General features: G+C 63.4%; 16 protein-coding genes and 2 pseudogenes. 5 read left to right on the top strand and 13 right to left on the bottom strand.

The genetic code is table 11. From position 1 onward, the window contains the following. Nucleotides 1-26: 26 nt before the first annotated feature. Both I5961_RS00830 and I5961_RS00825 read right to left on the bottom strand, forming a co-directional pair. Entirely contained in the window at nucleotides 27-455 is a 429-nt protein-coding gene (locus I5961_RS00830; RefSeq protein WP_085697945.1) for a MarR family winged helix-turn-helix transcriptional regulator, read from the bottom strand. 214 nt (nucleotides 456-669) lie between these two features. Beyond that, nucleotides 670-914 (bottom strand): annotated as a pseudogene (locus I5961_RS00825) (DUF2789 domain-containing protein). Here I5961_RS00825 and I5961_RS00820 point away from each other — a divergent pair. The 3 genes from I5961_RS00820 (at nucleotide 822) to I5961_RS00810 (ending at nucleotide 2,522) form a co-directional block, all read left to right on the top strand. Then, a complete protein-coding gene (locus I5961_RS00820) occupies nucleotides 822-1,082 on the top strand; it encodes a hypothetical protein (protein WP_227235642.1) in 261 nt (86 codons plus the stop codon). The pseudogene I5961_RS00825 and the gene I5961_RS00820 sit on opposite strands and share 93 nt — an antisense overlap. Before the next feature lie 151 nt (nucleotides 1,083-1,233). Beyond that, nucleotides 1,234-1,761 carry an NfeD family protein gene (locus I5961_RS00815; protein ID WP_227234068.1) on the top strand — a complete coding sequence of 176 codons (528 nt, stop codon included), beginning with the start codon at nucleotides 1,234-1,236 and terminating at the stop codon, nucleotides 1,759-1,761. A gap of 2 nt (nucleotides 1,762-1,763) precedes the next feature. Then, nucleotides 1,764-2,522 (top strand): slipin family protein, encoded by a 759-nt coding sequence (locus tag I5961_RS00810; protein WP_085684328.1) that lies wholly within the window; start codon nucleotides 1,764-1,766, stop codon nucleotides 2,520-2,522. Here the strand turns inward: I5961_RS00810 and I5961_RS00805 are convergent. The 7 genes and pseudogenes from I5961_RS00805 to I5961_RS00775 all read right to left on the bottom strand — a co-directional run bounded on the left by I5961_RS00805 (nucleotide 2,488) and on the right by I5961_RS00775 (nucleotide 15,391). Beyond that, nucleotides 2,488-3,462 (bottom strand): sulfotransferase family protein, encoded by a 975-nt coding sequence (locus tag I5961_RS00805; protein ID WP_085697941.1) that lies wholly within the window; start codon nucleotides 3,460-3,462, stop codon nucleotides 2,488-2,490. The two genes, I5961_RS00810 and I5961_RS00805, sit on opposite strands and share 35 nt — an antisense overlap. Beyond that, complete coding sequence (locus I5961_RS00800) at nucleotides 3,450-4,235, bottom strand: aspartyl/asparaginyl beta-hydroxylase domain-containing protein (RefSeq protein ID WP_227234067.1); 786 nt, start codon at nucleotides 4,233-4,235, stop codon at nucleotides 3,450-3,452. The genes I5961_RS00805 and I5961_RS00800 overlap by 13 nt, the downstream gene beginning before the upstream one ends. Then, nucleotides 4,232-4,837 (bottom strand): adenylyl-sulfate kinase, encoded by a 606-nt coding sequence (gene cysC, locus I5961_RS00795; protein ID WP_085697939.1) that lies wholly within the window; start codon nucleotides 4,835-4,837, stop codon nucleotides 4,232-4,234. Before cysC ends, I5961_RS00800 begins: the two co-directional genes overlap by 4 nt. After that, nucleotides 4,821-6,334 (bottom strand): annotated as a pseudogene (locus I5961_RS00790) (TolC family protein). Before I5961_RS00790 ends, cysC begins: the two are co-directional and overlap by 17 nt. A 48-nt stretch (nucleotides 6,335-6,382) precedes the next feature. Further along, nucleotides 6,383-12,703, bottom strand: a complete 6,321-nt coding sequence (locus I5961_RS00785) for an Ig-like domain-containing protein (protein ID WP_227234066.1) — start codon at nucleotides 12,701-12,703, stop codon at nucleotides 6,383-6,385. Between the two features lie 115 nt (nucleotides 12,704-12,818). Beyond that, a complete protein-coding gene (locus I5961_RS00780) occupies nucleotides 12,819-13,664 on the bottom strand; it encodes a sulfotransferase family protein (RefSeq protein ID WP_085702802.1) in 846 nt (281 codons plus the stop codon). Nucleotides 13,665-13,801: 137 nt separating this feature from the next. Continuing rightward, complete coding sequence (locus tag I5961_RS00775) at nucleotides 13,802-15,391, bottom strand: glycosyltransferase family 39 protein (protein ID WP_227234065.1); 1,590 nt, start codon at nucleotides 15,389-15,391, stop codon at nucleotides 13,802-13,804. 240 nt (nucleotides 15,392-15,631) lie between these two features. Between I5961_RS00775 and I5961_RS00770 the strand changes: the two genes are divergently transcribed. Both I5961_RS00770 and I5961_RS00765 read left to right on the top strand, forming a co-directional pair. Beyond that, nucleotides 15,632-16,219, top strand: a complete 588-nt coding sequence (locus I5961_RS00770; protein ID WP_085702804.1) for a phage tail protein — start codon at nucleotides 15,632-15,634, stop codon at nucleotides 16,217-16,219. A gap of 56 nt (nucleotides 16,220-16,275) precedes the next feature. Further along, the gene (locus I5961_RS00765) at nucleotides 16,276-16,587 is read left to right on the top strand and encodes a DUF6916 family protein (protein ID WP_085702805.1); all 312 of its coding nucleotides are present in this window, start codon (nucleotides 16,276-16,278) and stop codon (nucleotides 16,585-16,587) included. Between the two features lie 9 nt (nucleotides 16,588-16,596). Here I5961_RS00765 and I5961_RS00760 read toward each other — a convergent pair whose 3' ends face one another. Genes I5961_RS00760 through I5961_RS00745 form a run of 4 tightly spaced genes read right to left on the bottom strand, consistent with a single transcriptional unit; the run spans nucleotide 16,597 to nucleotide 21,289 of the window. Then, nucleotides 16,597-17,085 carry a GNAT family N-acetyltransferase gene (locus I5961_RS00760; protein WP_371918966.1) on the bottom strand — a complete coding sequence of 163 codons (489 nt, stop codon included), beginning with the start codon at nucleotides 17,083-17,085 and terminating at the stop codon, nucleotides 16,597-16,599. Between the two features lie 11 nt (nucleotides 17,086-17,096). Continuing rightward, nucleotides 17,097-19,193: an efflux RND transporter periplasmic adaptor subunit gene (locus I5961_RS00755; RefSeq protein ID WP_227234064.1), complete on the bottom strand. Its 2,097-nt coding sequence runs from the start codon at nucleotides 19,191-19,193 to the stop codon at nucleotides 17,097-17,099. After that, the gene (locus I5961_RS00750) at nucleotides 19,194-20,513 is read right to left on the bottom strand and encodes an efflux RND transporter periplasmic adaptor subunit (protein ID WP_085697930.1); all 1,320 of its coding nucleotides are present in this window, start codon (nucleotides 20,511-20,513) and stop codon (nucleotides 19,194-19,196) included. Continuing rightward, nucleotides 20,510-21,289 (bottom strand): efflux RND transporter periplasmic adaptor subunit, encoded by a 780-nt coding sequence (locus I5961_RS00745; RefSeq protein WP_085702808.1) that lies wholly within the window; start codon nucleotides 21,287-21,289, stop codon nucleotides 20,510-20,512. The genes I5961_RS00750 and I5961_RS00745 overlap by 4 nt, the downstream gene beginning before the upstream one ends. Nucleotides 21,290-21,429 lie beyond the last annotated feature (140 nt).

The raw sequence follows: 21,429 nt of genomic DNA, 5'->3' as shown, positions 1-21,429 counted from the left end.
CGGGGGCATGCCGGAAAAGAACCCGTTCACGGATTGATCACCGTTGGCGGAGTGGCCGCCTCAAAAGCTCTCAGTACCCGAAGCGTAGCTTCCAGATCGCGCTGGTCGATGCCTTCGAGCACTTCATGACGCAGCCGCACCAGTTGCGCCTCCACCGCTTGCACCAGCTCACGGCCGGCGTCGGTCAGGCTCAGGCATTTGGCGCGTCGGTCATGGGCATCTTCGGTGCGGCAGACAAAACCGGCGTGACACAACTGATCGAGCAGGCGCACCAGCGACGGCGACTCCATCCCCGCCGCCTGCGCCACCTGCACCTGGCGCACACCCTCGCCCAAGCGCCCGATCATCAACAACGGGACGGCGCAGGCTTCGGAAATTCCATAATTGACCAGCGTGGTCTGGCAGATCTTCCGCCAATGCCTGGCGGCCACCACCATGGCACTGCTGATGTTCATCTGAAGAGCGTCGAGGTTATTCGGCACGAGGGAATGCATACACTGTTAGTTTGCTAACTATCAATATCGCATTGGCGGGGAAATTCAGTCAAGTTTTGAAACAAATTCATGTCCGAAGGTGAATTCAGAAAATTTATCTCACCCTGACTTTTGCGCTGTTTTTTTTACAACCCACAAGTTTTTTTTACATTTCGGTCTTTTCGATCATTTTTTTTTACATTCCCCGCCCCTTCCTCAACATCACATCCAACTGATCCACCACCTCCGCCCAATCCGCATCATCGAGAATCTCATCCCGCAGGAAATCCGCCTGGCTCTTTGTCCAGAAGAACGCGTCGCACAGGTGCAGTTCGGGTTTGAGGGGGAATGGGTGGCGATGAATTGGTCGATGCTGACCGGGTCGTTGTCCAGACCGAGTTGCTTGAACAGGGATGGCAGGCTGTGCGTCGGGTTTTCCATTGTTCTGCTCCTTCGAAGACTCGGGGGATTCAAGAATTTCGCGAGCAAGCTCATGTGCAGCAGGTTGTTGTGATTGCCGGCTTCCAGGCAGATGTCTTTCTGCCGGGCCAGCAGCGGGTCGATGACGCACCTCGGTGCCCGCCGACGCTGCGCGGCGGACGCAAATGAAACGCTGTGGCTGTCCTTGAAAGTCTAGTCCGGTGAACTGCAAACACCGGGAAATCCGCCCACTGGCGAGGCAGGCAAACTGGTTAAAAATCATCCACCCGCAGCGTCAACTAGACTGTAAGTACAAGCCCTGACTCTCGCGGAGGGTCACGTGAACATCCGTTGCTGTGCGCTTGCCCTGTTGCTGCTGAGTGGATCGGTGGTTGCGGCAGATAACCCGTTAACCGCCGCCAGCCCGGTCGGTCTGTGGCTGATCACCCTGGGCATCGCGTTTCTGATCGCCGAAGCCGTTCTGCCCAACTACGGGGTGATCGGTCTGGGTGGCATCGTGATGTTTGTGATCGGTGCATTGTTCCTGAGCAACGCCGAACTGCCGGTGCCGATGATGATCGGCCTCGGTCTGGTCAGCGCCCTGTTGCTGATCGCGCTGCTGATCCGCGCCCTGAAAACCCGACCGCGTCATCCGGTCAGCGGCGATGCCGGCCTGCTTGGCAGTGTCACGGCGGTGACGGTGGTGCAACCGCAAGACAGCCGCAATGGCTGGGTGCAATTACAGGGAGAACGCTGGCAGGTGCTGAGCGCCACGCCGCTGCACACCGGGCAACCGGTACGGGTGGTCGGGCGCAAGGGCCTGTTGCTGCAAGTGGCCGCGACTGACGCGGCACCGCTCGGAGAGTGATCATGGGTCTGCAAATCGGTTTTGTCGCGCTGCTGCTGTTGCTGATCGCCCTGGCCGGCTCGACGTTCCGCATCCTGCGCGAATACGAACGCGGCGTGGTGTTCCAGCTCGGACGCTTCTGGCAGGTCAAGGGGCCGGGGCTGATCCTGCTGATTCCGGTGGTGCAGCAAATGGTCCGGGTCGATCTGCGCACCATCGTCCTCGATGTGCCGCCGCAAGATGTGATCACCCGCGACAACGTGTCGGTGAAGGTCAACGCGGTGCTGTACTTCCGCGTGCTCGATCCGCAGAAAGCGATCATCCAGGTCGAGGATTTCCTCATGGCCACCAGCCAACTGGCCCAGACCACTCTGCGCGCGGTGCTCGGCAAACATGAACTGGATGAACTGCTGGCCGAGCGCGAACGCCTGAACATCGACATCCAGCAAGTGCTCGACGCCCAGACCGACACCTGGGGGATCAAGGTCGCCAACGTCGAGATCAAGCACGTCGACCTCAACGAGTCGATGGTGCGCGCCATCGCCAGGCAGGCCGAAGCCGAGCGGGAACGGCGCGCCAAGGTGATCCACGCCGAAGGCGAATTGCAGGCCTCGGAAAAACTCATGCAGGCCGCCGAAATGCTCGGCCGCCAGCCCGGCGCCATGCAGTTGCGCTACATGCAGACCTTGAGTTCGATTGCCGGCGACAAGAGCTCGACCATCGTCTTTCCGTTGCCGATCGAACTGCTCAAGGGGATGGCGGATCTGTCGGCGAAATCGTGAGCGCGCGCAAGCGTTCCAGCGCGGCATAGGGCGCACGGGCGCAATGTTCGACCCGCGCCTGCAACAACGCCGATGCTTCACGGCGCTTGTGTTCGCCATCGACGACAAAGGGTTGTGACGGCTGCTTCGCGTGCTGCGCCGTCGCCGCCAGCGCCTGTTCACACTGCGCGGCACTCAGCCCGAAAAACCTCGCCAGCCGTCCGCTCATCGCCTCGGGCAATTCGCTGTAATTCAGCACCAGCCCGGCAGACTCACGGCAATGCACCCAACCGGCCTCCAGCAAGCGCCCCAGCCGCCGGGCGATGAAATCCTCGCGCCCCTCGAACGGCAAATCATCGTCCAGCACACAATCGCCGAGCGCTCCCGGCACCATGTGCAGGCCGGGACGGCGCAGGTGCGACACGGCGATTTCCAGCGGATCGCGATAGACAAACAGCCACGGCGTATCGGGAAAACACTCGCGCAGAAGAGGCCATTCGCCGATGTTCCAGGCGTCGAGTTTGATCACCAGCCGCTGCTCCTGGCCGCGCCGCCGCTGACCGTACGCCGAGAGCAATCCGGCGATGGCCGCGCGGCGTTCTTCGTCCGGCAGATCACTGCGCAGCAAGGCATCAAGGGGCGGCGGCTCCGAGACCACGATGTGATCGTCGAGCCGGGCAAGCATCTGACTGATCAGCGTCGAACCGCACCGCGAGGCGTGCAGGATCAAGGCGCTCGGCGGCAGACCCGGACTGAGCGCTTGCCAGTCCATAAGCGCCGACAAGGGTGTTTGCCGGCGGAACGCCTGATTGAACGGCAGACGCAACGCGTCTTCGACAGCTTCACGAAAGAACGGCTGATGCAGCGGGGTGTCGCCGAACCAGCACCAGTCGACCTGCCATTGCCCGGCGGTTTTCCAGACGCGAATCGGCAACCAGCCGTCGAAATTCACAGGCGCCATTGCTCGTTCCATGACCGACGACCGTTACGCATCGCCGCCAGCAGTTCTTCACGGGAAAAGTGCAGGCCGCGTTCAGCGGCCAACGCCAGCGTATGGACAGTAAAGGCTTCGGGGTCGTGCAATGCCTGCAACGTCGCGGACAACATCGGATCCGTGACCAGCAACCGTTGAAAACGCTGCAACGCCGTCTCCACGCCATCAGGCAGCGGAGTACTCGGCAACCCGTCAACGATCATCTGCGCAAGCCATGGCGCGGGGCGGCAATCGAGCACCAGATGAACCCGTGCCGTGCAGTCGCGATTGTCGACCCGATGCGGTCGGGCGAGATCGAGAAACCAGCATTCCCCCGCCGTCATCGGCATCCGCTGACCGTCGAGCCAGAAATCCACGGAGGGCGGGCTGAGCAGCGGAATGTGCAGGCGCAAATCGGCGTCCGCACCCTCAAGATCGTAGTCGCGATGCTCATGGATCTGCCCGCCCGGCCCCAGTCGTAAAAGCCGCGCGCTGACGATCTCCAGCGGCAGATCCCGCAGGGCCTGCTGCCAGCGACCATCATTCAGCCAAGGGGCGCGTTGTACGGGCTCGGCACTGCCGGGGGACAGTTCGGTCAGCGCATCGGCGGCGGAAATCAGCGCCACGCCGCTCCAGTCGCCGGCGAAATAAGCGGTGTTGAAATGGCCGCGCCAGGCAGCGTCGTCAATCGCCGACAGCGCCTGCAACAGCAACGGCAGGTCCACCGTCACCGGCAACCGCGAGAACGCCGGTCGGCTCATACCTTGGGCAACACCGCTGTTTCGCCGAGCCAGGTCAGCAACCGGTCCAGACAGGCGTCGACCGTCAGCGTGCCGGTGTCGAGCACCAGCGAAGCCTGGGCCGGCGCCTCGTAAGGCGCCGACACCCCCGTGAACCCGGCCAGCTCGCCGCGTCGGGCCCGGGCGTAATGCCCTTTCGGATCGCGCTGCTCGCACACCGCCAGCGCAGCGCTGCACCAGACCTCGCGATAGTCCTCACCCAAACGGCGGGCAAACACTTCGCGCAGTTCCGCCAGCGGGGCGATCATCGCCAGAATCACGATCTGCCCGTTCTCCACCAGCAACGCCGCCAGTTCACTGGCGCGGCGAATGTTTTCCAGGCGATCGGCATCGGTAAAACCCAGGTCGCGGTTGAGCCCGACGCGCAAGCCGTCGCCATCGAGCACCACGCTTTGCAGACCACGACTGAACAACTCGGCGTGTAACGCCTGGGCAAGGGTCGATTTGCCCGCCGCCGGCAAGCCGGTCAGCAGCATCGCCGTGCCGCGATGGCCGTTGCGGGCCTCGCGTTGGGTACGGCTGATGCTGGCGGTCGGCGCCAGCACGTCACTGCGCGGAGGCATGGGCCACCGGCAGCGAAATATCCCCGAGGCCCACGCCGCTTCGCGGTTGGCCAGCGCCGTGGCGATCGACTGGACTTCGGTCGATTGCACCTGATCCGGCAGCGGATCGAGGCCGGCGCTGGCGAAGATCTGGCCGTAGGCATTGCGCAGATCGGCGTAGGACAGGTCACGACGCAGATCGGCCTGCAAGGTATTGAGCTCGCCCTGAATCAGGTCCAGCTCACCAATACCGTCGGCCTGACGACGGTTACGCAACTGACCGACGATTTGCCCGTCGATGTCCGACAGTTGCTGGTTGGTCTTGAACTGGCGCAGCGCCTCCTGATAGTTGGCGTTGGCCACGTAGAGCTGCGCCAGCACTGCAATCGACATCGCCTGACGCCGTGCGGTGGCGACTTCTTCACCGGCCTTGGCCACGTCGATGGCCGCCGGGGCGGAGATCACGTTGAACAGGTTCCAGGTGACCTTCACGCCGTAGTCGGCCCAGCCCTGTTCGACCAGGAACGAGTTGCTGTCGTAATGCCCGCCGGCGGAAAACTCCAGGCCCGGCAGCAGTCGCAGCATGGCCTTGCGGGTTTCGGCGGCGCTGATCCGGGTCTGGTAATCCTGCTCGCGCAGTTCCGGACGACTGGTCAGGGCTTCCTGCTCGAGTTTGGTCAGGTCGACCTTGAGTTCCGGGATCTGATAACCGTCATCGGTGGCCAGGGTCAGGTTGGTGCCCAGCGGCAGGTTGATCAGGGTCGCCAGTTCGGTTTTCGCCAGCGACAGCGCGCGGCGTTGTTCTTCCAGTTGTCGGGTCGCCTCGATCAGCGAACGCTGGTAGCCGAGCGACTGCACCGGATCGCCGATGCGTTGCTCGCTCATGCTTTCGCTGTTGCGGCGGGCGGTGTCGACCCGCGCCATCAGGCTGTCGATCTGTTTGAGCAGACGTTCGGCGGCCATCGCCCGCCAATAGGCCGAGCGCACGTCCTGGACGATGGTGTTGATCACCTTGCGTCGGCGCTCCTGAACAATCAGCCGCTGGTCGCCTTGCTGCTTGGCGCTGATATAACTGACGCCGAAATCGAGGACGTTCCAGACCATGGTCAGGTCGGCGACTTCGCGGTCGCGATCCTGAGAGGTCGACGGTTCCAGGGATTGGGTGCCGGTACGCACGCTCTGGCTGCTGGAGGCGCTGACGTTGTTGCGCCCGACGTAACCGGCGTCCAGCGCCATGCGCGGCAGCATGTCGAAACTGGCGAGGTCGAGCTGCCGCTTGGCCAGCGCTTCCTCCATGATTTTCAAGCGGCCTTCGAGGTTGTACTTCACCGCACGAGCCATGGCCTGGTGCAGGGTCAGCGGACCGCTCAGCGGTTCCTGGCCCTTGTACATGCTTTGCAGGTCGGCCCGGGCCCGTTGTTCACTGACACTGCGTTCGATCGGTTCACTGGTTACTGCACATCCGCTGATCGCCAGCGCCAGCAGGCTGGCGCCGAACAACTTCTGACTTTTCTTCATCCCTGGATCGCCCCTAGGTCCCGCACATATGTGAATTGTTGTGTGTTGTCAGGCCGGCATTTCGCTGATGCCGACCTGTTGCAGCGCCGCTGCCAGGTTGTCGACCCGGTGCTGCTCGCTGTCCTTGATCTGTTGCAGTTGCTGGCCCAGGGTCGGCGCGCCGAATACGCCGCGCAGGCCCTGGGAAATATCGCCGCCCTTGATCGACTGGCTGCCGAAGGCGTTCAGCGAATCGCGCTCGGCGCTGCTGTCCTGATTGAACAGGCTCGACAGCGTGCTGCTGCCGAACACCCCGCCATCGCCGCCGCCGAATCCGAGGAAGCCATGGCCGGAACCGTCACCGCCGTTGTCACTGCTGGTGAAGACCTGGGCAATGAAGCTTGGGCTCAGCGCACCGCGGTTGATGAAGATATCCCCCAGCGGACGGATGCCGTTGCCGATCACCCGTTGCTCGAACAACGGCGCGAAAGTCAGCGGTGAACCGAGATCGCCGGTGGGCGGCGTGAAAACGATCGGTTGCAGCGGTACGTTCGGCGGTGGCGGCGGTACGACCGGATCGCTGCTGCGGAACTCCGGATCCGGCGTCACCACGATCAGCGCAGAAGTGGGTGTCACAGGAGGCACCGTGTTGATCACGTAATTGCCGGAACTGCTGACGCCACTGCCGCTGTTGCCGGAAAGGTCGCTGACCCCGGCCGTGTTGAGGCTGATCGCGTTACTGGTGCTGTTGACGTTGGCGTTTGGCGTCAGGGTCGCGGTCCAGGTCTTGCCGCCGTCGCTGCTGCTCAGGTTGGACAAGGTGCCGTTGGCCACGCTGAGGTCCGACAGGTCGAAACCGCTCACCGCTTCGTTGAAGGTGATGGTCACTTGCGAGGTCTGGCCGACGCCCAGGTTTGGATTGGCGATCACCACCGTGGCGGTCGGCCGTTCGCTGTCGAGGGCGTAGTTGTTCGATACCGCCACCGTGCTGCCGGCGTTGCCTGCAAGGTCGGTGACATTGCTGGTGTCCAGCGCGATGAAGTTGCTCGGGTCAGTGACATTCGCGGTCGGCGTGAAGGTCGCGGTCCAGGTCTTGCCGCCGTCGCTGCTGCTCAGATTGCTCAGATCCCCGTTGGTCACGCTCAGGTCGGACAGGTCGAAATTGCTCACTGCCTCGCTGAAGGTGAAGGTCACCGTGGTGGTCTGGCCGATGCCCAAATGTGGGTTGGCGACCACAATGCTCACCGTCGGCCGGGTGGCGTCGAGGATGTAGTTGTTGGAAATGGCGATGCTCGCGCCGAGGTTGCCGGCCAGGTCCTGGACGCCGCCGGTGTCGATCAGGATCAGGTTGGTCGGATCGTTGACGTTGGCTGTCGGCGTGAAGGTCGCGGTCCAGGTCACGCCGCCGTCGCTGCTGGCCAGGTTCGACAACGAACCGTTGGCGACACTGATGTCGCCCAGATCGAACCCGATCACCGCTTCGCTGAAGGTGATGGTGACGGTGGTGGTTTCACCGATACCGAGGCGGTTGTCGGCAACCACAATGGTGGCGGTTGGCAGCGCGGTGTCGATGGCAAAGTTGTTGGAGTCCGTGCTGCCGATACCGCTGTTGCCTGAGACGTTGGTCACGCCGGCATTGTTCAGGCTGATCAGGTTGGTGGCGTCAGTGACATTGGCCGTCGGGGTGAATGTCGCGGTCCAGGTGATACCGCCGTCGCTGCTGCTGACGTTGCTCAATGTGCCGTTGGCGATGGTCAGGTCGCTGTTGTCGAAGCCGCTCACCGCTTCGTTGAAGGTGATGGTCACCAGCGAGGTTTCCCCGGCCTTGAGCGAAGTGTCGGCCACGACGATGGTGGCGGTCGGCACCTGGGTCTGCACCTGATAGTTGGCCGAACTGGTGGTGCCGGTGCCGGTGTTGCCGGCCAGGTCGGCGATGCCGGTATTGTTCAGGACAATCAGGTTGGTGAGATCGGTGACTCCGATGTTCGGCGTGAAGGTGGCCGTCCAGGTGATACCGCCGTCGCTTGACGAAACATTGCTCAGGGTGCCGTTGGCGACACTCAGATCGGCGTTGTCGAAACCGGTCACGGCCTCGCTGAAGGTGATGGTCACCAACGCTGTTTCACCGGGGCGCAAATCGCTGTCGCTCATCACAATCGTGGCTGTCGGGCGCTGACTGTCGACCGCGTAGTTGTTGGAGTCGGTCGTGCCGCTGCCGGCGTTGCCCGCCAGGTCGGTGATGCCGGTGTTGTCCAGGGTGATCAGGTTGGTGGTGTCGGTGATCCCCGCCGCTGGCGTGAAGGTCGCCGTCCAGGTGATACCGCCGTCACTGCTGCTGACTGCACTCAATGTACCGTTGGCGATGGTCAGGTCCGCGTTGGTGAAACCGGTCACCGCTTCGCTGAAGGTGATGGTCACCAGCGAGGTCTGGCCGACGCCAAGTGCGGTATCGGCAACCACGATGGTTGCGGTCGGGCGCTGGGTATCGATGGCGTAGTTGTTGGAATTCGTGGTGCCGACACCGGCGTTGCCGGACAGGTTCTGGACACCGCTGTTGTCCAGGGTGATCACATTGGTGGTGTCGGTGATGTTGCTGGTCGGCGTGAAGGTCGCGGTCCAGGTAATGCCGCCGTCGCTGCTGCTGACCGCACTCAACGTGCCGTTGGCGATCGTCAGGTCGGCGTTGGTGAAACCGGTCACCGCTTCGCTGAAGGTGATGGTCACCAGCGACGTTTCGCCGATCTTCAGACTGGAGTCGGACACGATGATGGTCGCGGTCGGCACCAGGGTGTCGATGGTGTAGTTGTTGGAATTGGTCGTGCCACTGCCGGCATTGCCGGCCAGATCGGCGATGCCGGTATTGGCCAGCGTGATCACGTTGGTCGCGTCGTTGACGCCCAGGTTCGGCGTGAAGGTCGCCGTCCAGGTGATGCCGCCGTCGCTGCTGCTCACCGCCGTCAGCGTGCCGTTGGCAATCGTCAGGTCGGCGTTGGTGAAACCGCTGACCGCTTCGCTGAAGGTGATGGTCACCAGCGAGGTTTCGCCGGCAGTGAGGTTACTGTCGGCGACCACGATGGTCGCGGTTGGCCGCACCGTATCAATCGCATAATTGTTGGAATCGGTGGTGCCGCTGCCGGCGTTGCCCGCCAGGTCGGCAACGCCGGTGTTGTCCAGGGTGATGAGGTTGGTGGTGTCGTTGATACTGGCGCTCGGCGTGAACGTCGCCGTCCAGGTGATGCCACCGTCGCTGCTGCTGACCGCACTCAACGTGCCGTTGGCGACAGTCAGGTCGGCGTTGGTGAAACCGCTGACCGCTTCGCTGAAGGTGATGGTCACCAGCGAGGTTTCACCGATCCGCAGGTTGTTGTCGGCCACCACGATGGTCGCGGTCGGGCGCACGGTATCGATGGCGTAGTTGTTGGAGTCGGTGGTTCCGCTGCCGGTGTTGCCGTTCAGGTCTGCAATGCCGGTATTGTTCAGCGTGATCAGGTTGGTCGCGTCGGTGATGCTGGCGGTCGGTGTGAACGTCGCCGTCCAGGTGATGCCGCCATCGCTGCTGCTGACCGCCGTCAATGTGCCGTTGGCAATGGTCAGGTCGGCGTTGGTGAAACCGGTCACCGCTTCGCTGAAAGTGATGGTCACCACCGAGGTTTCGCCGATCCGCAGGCTGCTGTCGGCCACCACGATGGTTGCGGTCGGGCGCGCAGTGTCGATGGCGTAGTTGTTGGAGTTGGTAGTGCCGCTGCCGGCGTTGCCGGCCAGATCGACGACCCCGGTGTTGTCCAGGGTGATCAGGTTGGTGGTGTCGGTGATGTTGGTGGTCGGCGTGAGCGTGGCGGTCCAGGTGATGCCGCCATCGCTGCTGCTCAGGCCGGTCAGCGTACCGTTGGCCACCGTCAGGTCGGCGGTGGTGAAACCGCTGACCGCTTCACTGAAGGTGATGGTCACCTGCGAGGTTTCGCCCGCCGCCAGATTGCTGTCGGCGACGACAATGGTCGCGGTCGGGCGCGCCGTATCGATCACGTAGTTGGTCGAATCGGTGGTGCCGCTGCCGGCGTTGCCGGCCAGATCGGCAATACCGGTGTTATCCAGAGTGATGACGTTGGTGGTGTCGGTGATACTGGCGCTCGGCGTGAACGTCGCCGTCCAGGTGATGCCGCCGTCGCTGCTGCTCACGGCGCTCAGCGTACCGTTGGCGATGGTCAGGTCGGCGTTGGTGAAACCGGTCACCGCTTCGCTGAAGGTAAAAGTCACCATCGAGGTATCGCCGATCTTCAACGCCGTATCGGACATCGCGATGGTCACGGTCGGCCGTACGGTATCGATCGCATAGTTGGTGGAGTTGGTTGTGCCGACGCCCGCCACGCCGTCGCTGATTGCGGTCACTCCGGTGTTGTCGAGGGTGATCAGGTTGGTGGCGTCGGTGATGTTGTTGGTCGGGGTGAAGGTCGCCGTCCAGGTCAGGCCGCCGTCGCTGCTGCTGACCGCTGTCAGCGTGCCGTTGGCAATGGTCAGGTCGGCGTTGGAGAAACCGGTGACCGCCCGACTGAAAGTGATGGTCACCAGCGAGGTTTCGCCGATTTTCAGCGCGGTGTCCGACATCACGATGGTCGCGGTCGGCGGTTCCACGTAGGCGGTGTTGAGCGTACCGCCGTTGTTGAAGATCGCCGCAACGGCGGTCGGTGACGTACCGTTCGTACCGCCGCCTAATGCCACACCACCGGCACCGCTGCCGGCGGCGTTGCCGCTGATGGTGGCGAAGTTGGCGGCGGTGATCAGCACCGTGCCGCCCTGGTTCCAGATCGCGCCGACGCCGCGTCCGCCGTCGCCGCCGTTCTGGTTGTTGCTGCCCAGGCCACTGCCACCGCCGCCACCGCCGCCCGCACCGATGTTATTGCTGATGACCGACGTGCCGACGATTTTCAGGGTCCCGGTAGAAGCGTTGTAAATGCCGCCGGCGGCGTTACCGCCCGCGCCGCCGACCTTGTCCCACCCCGAGCCGCCACCGCCGCCACCGATGGAAATCGTGCCGTTGCTGGCCGTGCCGCCGTTGCCGCCGTTGCTGTAGTTGTAAGTACCCAGCCCACCAGCACCGCCGGTGCTGGAGCCTCCACGCCCGCCCATGTGCGTTGCATCGAAGCCGCCGCCATAACCACCGACCCCGCCACTACCGGCCTGACCACCATAAGTACCAATCCCCGGTCCGGTAGAACCGCCGTGACCGCCACCCTGTCCACCGAGGCCGCCACCGCCACCGCCAGCACCGCCGGAGTACGCACCGGTAACACCGCCACCGCCGCCACCACCGGCCGCCGCGTTACCGGTAACCGAAACATTGTTCAGCGTGAGAATGCCGGCGTTGAAGATCCCGCCGCCCATGGCGCCGGTGGCGCTATTGCCACCATTACCGCCGTTGCCGGACACCAGGCCCCGAGTGATGACCAGCCCATCCAGCGTCACCGTGCTGCCGGAGGTGATTTCCACTACCCGCGTCCGGTATTGGCCATCGAGCGTGACGTCGGCAACCCCGTCGTTGTTCAGGTCGCCATCGACGGTGATGTTCTTGTTGATCAGCAATTCGGACGTGAGCTGCACCGTCATGCCGGAGCTGAAGGTCACGATGTCGCCGTTCTGCGCCGAGGCGATGGCCGCGCGCAGCGAGCCGACCCCGGTGTTGCCATTGTTGGTGGCGGTCCAGGTGGCGAGGCCCCACTGGTATTCGCTCATCGCTTTGGTCGACAGCACGTTGGCACTTTCGATAGAGCCGGTGGCGATCTCCAGGTCCCAGTCGCCGCCCACGCCGGTGCGGTTGCTGGAGGCGGCCACGTCGCGCCCGGTCAGTTGCGCCAGCGAGTCGACGAAACTCAGCCCACGGTCACCCTCGGCGGTGTAGCAGCCGTAGATCAGGATGTCGCCGCCAACGTTCATGTCCTTGCCGATCTCCGCCAGGATCGCGCTGCGCTGGGCGACGTTGTCGGCCGACAGATAACTGTTGCCCAGCCACAGGTCGCCGGCATTGCCGTGGGCAATGATCTGCACCGAGCTCACGCCCTGATGCTGATCGAGATAATCGGCGATCTGCTGCAAGCCGTCCTTGCCCGCATCGAGCTTGACCACTTGCGTGCCGGGCGCCACGCCCTTGAGCAGGCTGTCGGCATCCTTGACCCGGGAATCGACGAACACCACGCTCTGCCCCGGCACCGCGACCGGGCTGGCAGCAGGCGTGGCATCGGCCTGGCCGTGGGTGTCCTTGCTGGCGCTCGGGTGGTCGGCGGCCGGCGCTTTCGCGGCATCGGCGGTGGCATGGCTGTCAGCCTGGGCGGCGGTGTCGGCCACGGTGGCCGCAACGGCGCCGTCGAACAGCATGCGCGGTTCCAGCGACATGATCATGGGCGCCGCCAGCGTCCGTTGGCCCTCGGTAACCCGCGACTTTTGCTTGCTCCACCACATGTTGCTCACCCGGACTCGAACACAGTTGTTGATGCATCAATGAAAAACGCCGCGATCAGCTGATCGCGGCGTCGGACTTCATACGAATCACATTGGCAGCGCTGGCCGAGCCATCGAGCCAAAAGGACAGATCGGCGTATTGCTTGAACAGGTCCGGCGGCAGAATCGTGCGCCGCGACTGCAAGGCAACCTTGGGTTTGACCTTGTGCAGGCCGGCCACGCCCAGGGCCTGGTCGAACTCCGGCGCGTCATAGGCCAGATGCTCGAAATCGTGCTCGAACCAGGGTTCGCCGATGAAATCGTAGACCAACCGCAGTACGCGCTCCGGGGCCTGGGTCAGCAGGTCGTAATCGACGATCAGCAGCGAATCGGCGTGCTCGCCGTAATAGGCTTCCTTGAGCGCAGCCCAGGCAAAACCCACCAGACGGTTGCGCTGAGCCAGGGTTTCGCAGCGGCTGTAGACGGTGTTGCGCTCGACCGCATCGCCGAACAGCTTGGTGTTTTCGAAAGGATTGGCGCGGTACAGCCGCTCCAGGCTGTCCATCACCCAGGCGACGTTGCGCACACAGGCGATGACCTTGGCTTTGGGAAACAGATCATTGATCGCCGGCAGGCGCGAGCTCCACTGGCGGTTGGTGTCGAAGACCACCGGTTTGTCGGCCTTGTCGGCGTAATAGGAATCGAACAGGCCGCGCAACAGGCGGCGGCGCATGTCGGTGTCGATCACCGCGCCGAATTCGCTGCCGGCGCTGCATTGTTCAAGGACACCGGAAAACAGTGCGCCGACCGGGCTGGTCATGCCGGCATGGAAGCGCGGATTCTGCAGAAGGATCGCAGAAAGGAGGGTCGAACCTGAGCGCGGCAAGCCGGAGATAAAGTGGAACTGCTGCAATCCCTTCACCTTATTTGTAAGTCCTTTTGTCTGACGAGCGTAATCCAACAATACCCTTTCGACTACTAGTGTTTTGATATCAAAACAGAGCAAAACAGACTTAAAAATTCATTTTTTATCGCGAATAAAATGGTGAAGCGTTTAAGTCAGTTTTCTTCCGGTCCATTGGGCAGAGGTAACGAAAAAAGTCGCGCTTTCGCGCCACCCGCCTGGACCTGATCCCGCAACTGCCAGGTCGCAGGCAAGGGCAGGAATGGATCCGGCACCTCCGCATCCAGGTCACCGATCAACCAGACCCGGGCACTGCCCTGTGGCAATTCGCTCAGTCGATCCAGGTAAACGCCATCGGATACCAGCGTGCCGAAACCGTAGTGGTTCGGACGCGTGGAGCGGCCCTCGGCGGTGGGCGGCGTAAACAGCCGGACTTGAGCGTCAGTGCGGTTGTAATAGACGTAACTGAGGTACCAGAGCATGTCGCTAGTGACGATCCGGTCGCCGCTGGCGAAGTGGCGATTGACGTAATCGACCATGACGTCGAACTGGTCGTTGCGGTCGACCGTGGCGTTGGCGTTCACCCCGATCATCTCGACCCCGACCAGCGACAGCAGCACCGCGACCGCCAGCACGCTGGTGTAGAGGCGGTCGATGGCCAGCGCTGCCAGCATCGGCAGCCCCAGCGCGTAGGCGGTCAGATAACGCTCGACGAACACCGGCGTGACGAAAGACACGGCGAACACCAGCAACATCGGCACGCCGGTGTAGAGCGCCAGCAGGACGCTGCCATGGCTCACGCTGCGATCCCGGGCGACGGCGACAGCCGCCAGCACCAGCAAGGCCAGCGGCACACCGCCGAACAGCAACAACGGAAGCTGCTCGCCCTCATCCTGGATCAGCCAGAGCCAGATCATCGACGGCAGCGAAGACAGGGTCACCGGATCTTCCCAGCCCACATCGCCGCCAGCCTTGAGGGCGTCCATGTGTTGCAGCAGTTCAAGCAGGTTCGGCAGCCACGGCAGATAGAGCAAGACGATGGCCAGATTGGCCAGCCACCAGTCCTTGCGCTGGAGATGCTTCAGGCGAAAACCCGGCAACAGCCGGATCAGCCCCAGATACAGCCAATGGCTCAGCGCCGCGAGCACGGCGAAATAATGGGTATACAGCGCAGCGGTCATCAACAGCGCGTAGATCAGCAGATAGCGGTGACGCTGCGGGCGCCGGATCCATTTGACCAGCACCAGCGTCGCGCCGACCAGCAGCAAGCCAAGCAACGCGTACATGCGCACTTCCTGGCTGTAGCGCACCGCCGTCGGCAGCAGCGCCAGCAATACCCCGGCGATGATCGCGGCGCGGCGGGTAGCCAGCCGGTCGACCAGGCTCACACCGAGCCCGACCGTGGCGATGCCGGCCAGTGCACTGAAACTGCGAATGGCCAGGATGCCGTCGCCGAACATCCCGATCCAGCCGTGCAACAGCATGAAGTACAGCGGCGGATGCACGTCGAACGCGGCGTGCGTCCAGATCCCGTCCAGCGAATAGCGCGCCAGCAGCAGGCTCGAACCTTCATCGCCCCAGATCGCGGCAGCCGTCAGGTCATAAAAACGCACCACGGTTGCCAGCAGCAGGATCGGTATCAACCAGTGCTGGCGTGCCCAGCGCAACAGACGCCGGACACCGGCATTTGGTGCGGCGAACGGATCCTGGGTATCCCCCAGCGGCGTCTCGCGAAGGAACTCCATCAACCTCCCCTCAGCGTTTTTGCGAACACAATTGCGTCATCAACTGCGAACACTTTAGGCCAGCGCCGAAGTCGATGCGCGGATACGACGACGTCCGGCAAGTCCGTCGATCCGGGTCTACGCTAGGGCTTGGCGTGACCTGCCCGCGCAAAAGGAAGGAGTCAGCAAAACGTTTCTACCGGCCCGACAACAAGGGCGAACGCGCGGCGCGCCGACCACACAACAGAAGGATGAGGAACCATGGAAGTCTTTATGGGTACGATTCAACCGTTCGCCTTCAACTTTGCCCCCAGTGGCTGGGCCTTGTGCAACGGGCAAATCCTGAGCATCTCGCAATACCAGGCGCTGTTCGCCTTGCTGGGCACTTACTACGGCGGCAATGGCACGACCAACTTTCAACTGCCCAACCTGCAAGGTCGCGTGCCTGTCGCACAAGGCAATGGCCTGGGTCTGACACCGCGCGTCATCGGTCAGGTGTACGGCACCGAAAACGTCACTGCCACCATCGCCAACATGCCCAACCACACTCATGCCATGACCGGCCTCACCGCCAACACGGCCTTGTCGCTGGCCGTACCTGCCAGCAATCCGGCGACCGTGCCGACCGCCACCAACTCGTACCTCGGCGCGTCCGGCGGCGGTCCGGGCTCGGCGAACATTTACTCTGACGCCCAAGGCGCCACGCCGGTGCCACTCAAGGGTGTGACCACCACCGTCACCGGTGACATTTCCTCCACCGGCGGCAGTCAGCCACTGCCGATCCTGAACCCGGCCCTGGTCCTCAACTTCAGCGTTGCCCTCAACGGCCTGTTCCCGTCGCGCAACTGAGCAAACGCCGGGGGCTTCACAGCCCCGGCCGTTCTTTTTTTCACTGGAGTCAGACCATGCTGCAAACGGTTCAGATTCAACACGTCCAGCCGTTGCTCGGACAGCAACGCACGCTGCACCTGCCCGATGGCACGGCATTGCCGATTCAGATCGAGCACCTTGATGAGGTTCCGGCGGCAAAAACCCGCTACAGCGAACGGATGCCCTTCTGCCTCGAATTCAACAGCCTGGTGCCGACCGAATTCGTCGACGGTTTATGCACGCTGGAACTGCCGGAGCTCGGCCGGGTGGAGGATATTTTCGTGTCGCGGGTGCCGGCGATGGGGCGGGATCCGCAGTTGGGTTATTTCTGCATTTCCTTCAACTGAAACCCCGACTCACTGCGGGTACCACACCAACCGCTCTGCCGCCGGATTGCGCTCTTCCACGGCAAACCCCAGCGCCAGGTAATGCTGGCGCGCATGGGGGTTGTTGGCCCAGACCACCGTCGCCACCGGGCAGCGCACTTGCTGCGCGGCTTTTTGCACGCCTTGCAGCACGGTTCGTCCGTAACCCTTGCCCCGGGCCTGGGGAATGAAGGCGAGGTACAACACGCGAATTTCATTGACGCCGAAATCGGTGCTGAGTGCACCGATGGCGGTGCCGAGTTTTTCTACGATGTAGTGCATGGCGTCGGGATGGTTTTCACCCATGCCCTGCTCCTGCACCTGAAACTGCTGGGCAACGATTTGCTGTACCTGTTCCTGCTCGCCGTCGATCCATTGCAGATCCGGCCGCGCCGACTGATACAGGCTTTGCAGAAACGGCCCGTCAGTCGCCCGCGAAGGCCGCACCACCAATCCGTCCGCCGCCAGGTTGTCCGTCATCTTCATGCTCCCTAGAAACCGCTTTCCCTGACCCCCAACGCCGCCATTCGGCGCCAGGCCACACCGAGCACCGATTCGCCGCTGCCCTGCAACACCACCACGCCGCGCAGCGGCTGCACCGGGGTCGGTGCCTGATCCAGCGTAGTCAAACGCACGCCGTATTGCGCCTGCACCGGTTCCGCCCGTTGCTGCTGATCGCGGCGCACGGCAATCGGTCCGTGGTGATCGGAGGTCAGCGCCTCCTGATCGACATAAGCCACACCGTTGGTGTCGATTTCATTGAGTTGCACCGCGATGGCGGCATGCATCGGGTCGTCGGCGATAAACCGCCCGGTAGCCCCGGGCTTGACTCGCCACAGTTCGGCTTCGGCCAGATAACCGCGCAGTCGCGTGCCGTCCTCGACCACCCGCGCCAGCGCATCCTTGCTCGACAGCCAGCGGCCCGGCGTCAGGTTCGGCAGCAGGTCACGCACGGTGCCGGCATGGGGCGCGCGTAACAGCAGACGTTCGCGTTGGGCGGTCAGGCCGCGATATTCCGCCACCGCTTCGGCGAGACGCTGCTCGACGATGCCGGCATCGGCAGCGGTTTCACTGCGGCCGGCCTGCCGACGCATCAGCAATTGCTGGATGCGGATTTCCCGGCGGACGATGGCCTGCCGCGAATCGAGGTCCGGCGATTCCAGTTCGATCAGCACGTCGCCCTGAGCAACGGTCTGACCATCCGCGACCTTCACGGCTTTGACCCGCGCCGCTGTCGGCGCGTGCAAGGCACTGGCGCGACCGCCCTCGAGCATCGTCGGCAACTCGACCGAGCTGCGCCACGGCACGATCAGCACCAGCAACAAACCGAGTACCGCCAGGCTGCTGAGCAGCACGCGGGGGCCGTGAGCCTGTTCGCGGCGGCTCCACCACTGGCGCCACTCACTCATGATCGGCAGAAAGATGAACCACACCAGTTCCACCAGCATCAGGAAGATCCCCAACACCTTGAAGAACAGGTGATAGACCGCCAGCGCGATCCCGAAAAACAACGCCGCACGCCATAACCACGAGCCATACCCCCAGATCAGCAAACGCCGCTGCATCGTCGGCGACCAAGGCTCCGGCGCCGGTGCGCCATAGCCGAACAGAAATTCCCGCAGCCGCCAGCGACACAGGGCAAAGGCCCGGCCCTGGAGGTTGTCGACTTCCCACAAGTCGCTGAGCAAAAAGTAACCATCGAAGCGCATGAACGGGTTGAGATTGACCACCAGCGTGGTGATCCACGTCGCGCTGGCGAGCATGAACGCCGCCGTGCGACCGGGCCCGTCCGGCAGGAACGACCAGACCAGCAGCGCAAGGCTCGCCAGCAGCAATTCCGCCAGCACGCCACCGGCACCGATCAGCAGTCGCGCGCGTCGGTCATTGACCCGCCAGGCATCGCTGACATCGGTGTAGAACATCGGCAGCAGGACCATGAATGCCACGCCCATGCTCTGCACCCGACACCCGGCGCGCTTGGCCATGAACGCATGACCGAACTCGTGACACAGCTTGGCGAAAAACAGCGCGACGCCGAACGCGATCGCGCCACCGAGGCTGAACAGGTGCGGAAAAGTGCCGACGAACCGCTGCCAGTCCCGCGACACCAGAAACACCCCGAGCGCCAGCGTCGCCGGCAGACCATAACGCAACATCTTCGGACCGAAGCGCTCCAGCCACGGCCAGGCACGGTTGAGAAAAGCGTCCGGGCGCCACAGTGGAATGCGGAAGAACAGATATTGATGCAGCAGGATTTTCCACAGGCTCTGGCGTTGCACGAGGGCCTTGAGCCGATAGCTGGCGCGCTGCTGTTCGTCGAGTGCGCTGATCAGGTCATGTCCGCGCAGGAACTCCAGCAGTTGCGCCAGCTCGCTGGCGTCGAGAGGCAGCCCAGGTTCACGGTTGGCGGCGCGCAGCACTTGTTCGGGATCGCCCAGCGACCAGTGGCGCAACAGGCGCATCGCCGCCGCACCAAGTTTGAAGTAGCGCCCGCGCACAGGGTCGGCCAGGGTCCAGCGCGGCGAACCGTCCAGTGCCGGCGCCGCGGGCGACAATTGCAGGTCGGCACGCAGGCTCGGCAGAGTCATTTACAGGCCCACGCTCTGGCGCAGCCCGGCGAGCGGACGCCGCAGCAGGTACAGGGCCAGCGGCGCGCGGTCGCCGAATATTTTGGCGGTGCCGCGCAGGCCGATACGCGGCGGGGCGTCGGCAAAACCGGCGTCCAGCCGATAGGCCAATTGGCCGCCGGCGGTGGGCTGCGCCTCGTAGGCCGAACGTTCGAGGGTGGCGAGGTGGCGCTGCAACGGGTCGCTGTCGAGAAACAGCGCGACTTCGGCGCCCGGCTCCAGCGAGATCGCATCGCCCACGGCCAGCTCGATACGCAGTTCGGCCTGGCTCGGGTCGGCGATCTCCATCAGCCGTTCGCCAGTCTGCACCGGTTTGCCGGTCCAGCGCTCGGCATCGGCGAACACCGCAATGCCATCGCGCTCGGCGCGCACTTCGCTGCGGTTGAGCAGTTCGCGGGCGTAGTCGCGTTCGGCGCGTTTCTGTTCGACGCGGGCGGCCAGCAGATCGACCCGGGAGCTGGATTCGGCATCAACAAACGAGCGCTGGGAATTGGCTTTGAGCTCCGCTTCGGCAACCCCGAGCGCACGCTCGGCGACATCGGCCTGAGCCTTCAGCGTCGTGCTTTCAAAGCGCAGCAGCAGGTCGCCGGTTTTCACGCTCTGGTTGGGTTTGACCAGAAACTCGGCGATCACCCCGTCCAGCGGCGCGGCGACAACGCGCCCGCCCTGAGGTACCACTTCGGCGGGTGCCAGCACCGACTGACGCACCGGGATCAACAGCCCGAGCAGCAACACGGCGACCAGCGCCACCTGACGTTTGCGGGTCCAGCGCAGCCGCCACGGCTTGCGCGGTTGCAACGCCAGCCAGGCATGACTGTAGGTGTCGCCCAGCTGCGACAGCAGCACTTGTTCAGAAGGATTCCACGGCAGATCACGGGCCAGCCACAAACCGCCAAACACCTGACCCTGTCGGTCGATCAGCGGCAGCCAGAACACTTGCATGGCCGACAGACTGCGCCAGTCGGCCTGAATCGATTCGCCGACCATTTCCGGCGGGATCACCCGCGCCTGTTTCAGCACATCCTGCTTGAACAGTTGTGCCACGGCCTGCTCGACGAACGCCACGAACGGCGCATTCGGCTCCACTGCGCTGACCCCGGTCACCGCCCGCACCTTGCCGGCGATCAGCAGCGCCGCATGGCGAAAACCGAACAGCGACTGGCCGTCATTGACCAGGCTGTAGGCCAGTTGCGAAATGTCATGGGCGGCGCGGGTCTGCCGTTCAAGATCGAGAAACCGCGCGAACACCTGCTCGGCGGCGCCGCTCACCGGGGCGTTCACTTAAGCTCCGGGAAGCGCGCGGTGCCGCTCATGCCGGCAAGCAAGCCTTTGGCTTCGGGGAGTGTTGCGACCAGCAACAGGGTCTGACTGCCTTCGTCGATCCGCGCACCGAGGCGTTTGACCGTGGCGTCGATCGGCTGACCGGTTTCGTCGGGCACGAAGCTGAACGACTGACCGGGCTTGAGCCTGGCCATCCAGCGCGACGGCACCAGCAGATGGATTTCCAGGGTGCGGTTGTCGACCACATCGAGCAGCGGCGCCCCGGCCGGCACGCTTTCATAACGCTTTACCTTGCGCTCGACCACTTGCCCATCGAAGGGCGCGACCACGCTGCAGCGTTTGACCTGGACTTGATAAACCTGAGATTGCGCCTGAGTTTCGCTGACCTTGGCTTCGGCCCGGGCCACTTCGAAACGCCCGACGGAATTGAGCGCCGCCAGTTGCCGGTTGTGCGCCAACTCTTCACTGGCGCCACGGCTGGCGGCCTGCGCAGCATTCAACTGAGCCTGATAGGCCGAACAGTCGAAACGCGCCAGAGTATCGCCCTTCTTGAACGACTCGCCCTCGCTGAACGGCAACTCGACAATCCGCCCCGACAACTCGCTGGCCAGGGTCGCCTGATCCCTCGCTCGCAACACACCGCGCGCTTCACTGCTGGCCGACGCATTCGCGGCCCCGCCGTTATCCAGCAGCGGATCGTCTGGCGCGGGCGTTTGAGCCTGAACTGCACACGTAACAAAGGACAACCCGACAACCCAACCACGAAAACGCCGCATAACCGTTACTCCCTGACGGATGCTCGGAGTCTACGACAGCGGCAATTAGCGTCAAGCGAAAGGCCATCACACCTTGGAAATGTAATGTTTCACAAATAGCCGATTTTTCGTTTTTACGGTTGAGTTGTTGCAGAGGCGTA

Origin of the sequence: Pseudomonas sp. IAC-BECa141 (assembly GCF_020544405.1) — a bacterium.
In the GTDB taxonomy this organism is placed as follows: Bacteria; Pseudomonadota; Gammaproteobacteria; order Pseudomonadales; family Pseudomonadaceae; genus Aquipseudomonas.
Note: the sequence above shows the minus strand (reverse complement) of the source record. Positions and strands in the feature narration are given on the sequence as shown.

Coding starts and splice junctions, on each gene's coding strand:
- I5961_RS00770 (WP_085702804.1), top strand. CDS start 15,632: ATGGAAGTCTTTATGGGTACGATTCAACCGTTCGCCTTCAACTTTGCC.
- I5961_RS00775 (WP_227234065.1), bottom strand. CDS start 15,391: ATGGAGTTCCTTCGCGAGACGCCGCTGGGGGATACCCAGGATCCGTTC.
- I5961_RS00820 (WP_227235642.1), top strand. CDS start 822: ATGGGTGGCGATGAATTGGTCGATGCTGACCGGGTCGTTGTCCAGACC.
- I5961_RS00785 (WP_227234066.1), bottom strand. CDS start 12,703: ATGATCATGTCGCTGGAACCGCGCATGCTGTTCGACGGCGCCGTTGCG.
- I5961_RS00745 (WP_085702808.1), bottom strand. CDS start 21,289: ATGCGGCGTTTTCGTGGTTGGGTTGTCGGGTTGTCCTTTGTTACGTGT.
- I5961_RS00810 (WP_085684328.1), top strand. CDS start 1,764: ATGGGTCTGCAAATCGGTTTTGTCGCGCTGCTGCTGTTGCTGATCGCC.
- I5961_RS00805 (WP_085697941.1), bottom strand. CDS start 3,462: ATGGCGCCTGTGAATTTCGACGGCTGGTTGCCGATTCGCGTCTGGAAA.
- I5961_RS00800 (WP_227234067.1), bottom strand. CDS start 4,235: ATGAGCCGACCGGCGTTCTCGCGGTTGCCGGTGACGGTGGACCTGCCG.
- I5961_RS00760 (WP_371918966.1), bottom strand. CDS start 17,085: ATGACGGACAACCTGGCGGCGGACGGATTGGTGGTGCGGCCTTCGCGG.
- I5961_RS00755 (WP_227234064.1), bottom strand. CDS start 19,193: ATGACTCTGCCGAGCCTGCGTGCCGACCTGCAATTGTCGCCCGCGGCG.
- cysC (WP_085697939.1), bottom strand. CDS start 4,837: ATGCCTCCGCGCAGTGACGTGCTGGCGCCGACCGCCAGCATCAGCCGT.
- I5961_RS00830 (WP_085697945.1), bottom strand. CDS start 455: ATGAACATCAGCAGTGCCATGGTGGTGGCCGCCAGGCATTGGCGGAAG.
- I5961_RS00765 (WP_085702805.1), top strand. CDS start 16,276: ATGCTGCAAACGGTTCAGATTCAACACGTCCAGCCGTTGCTCGGACAG.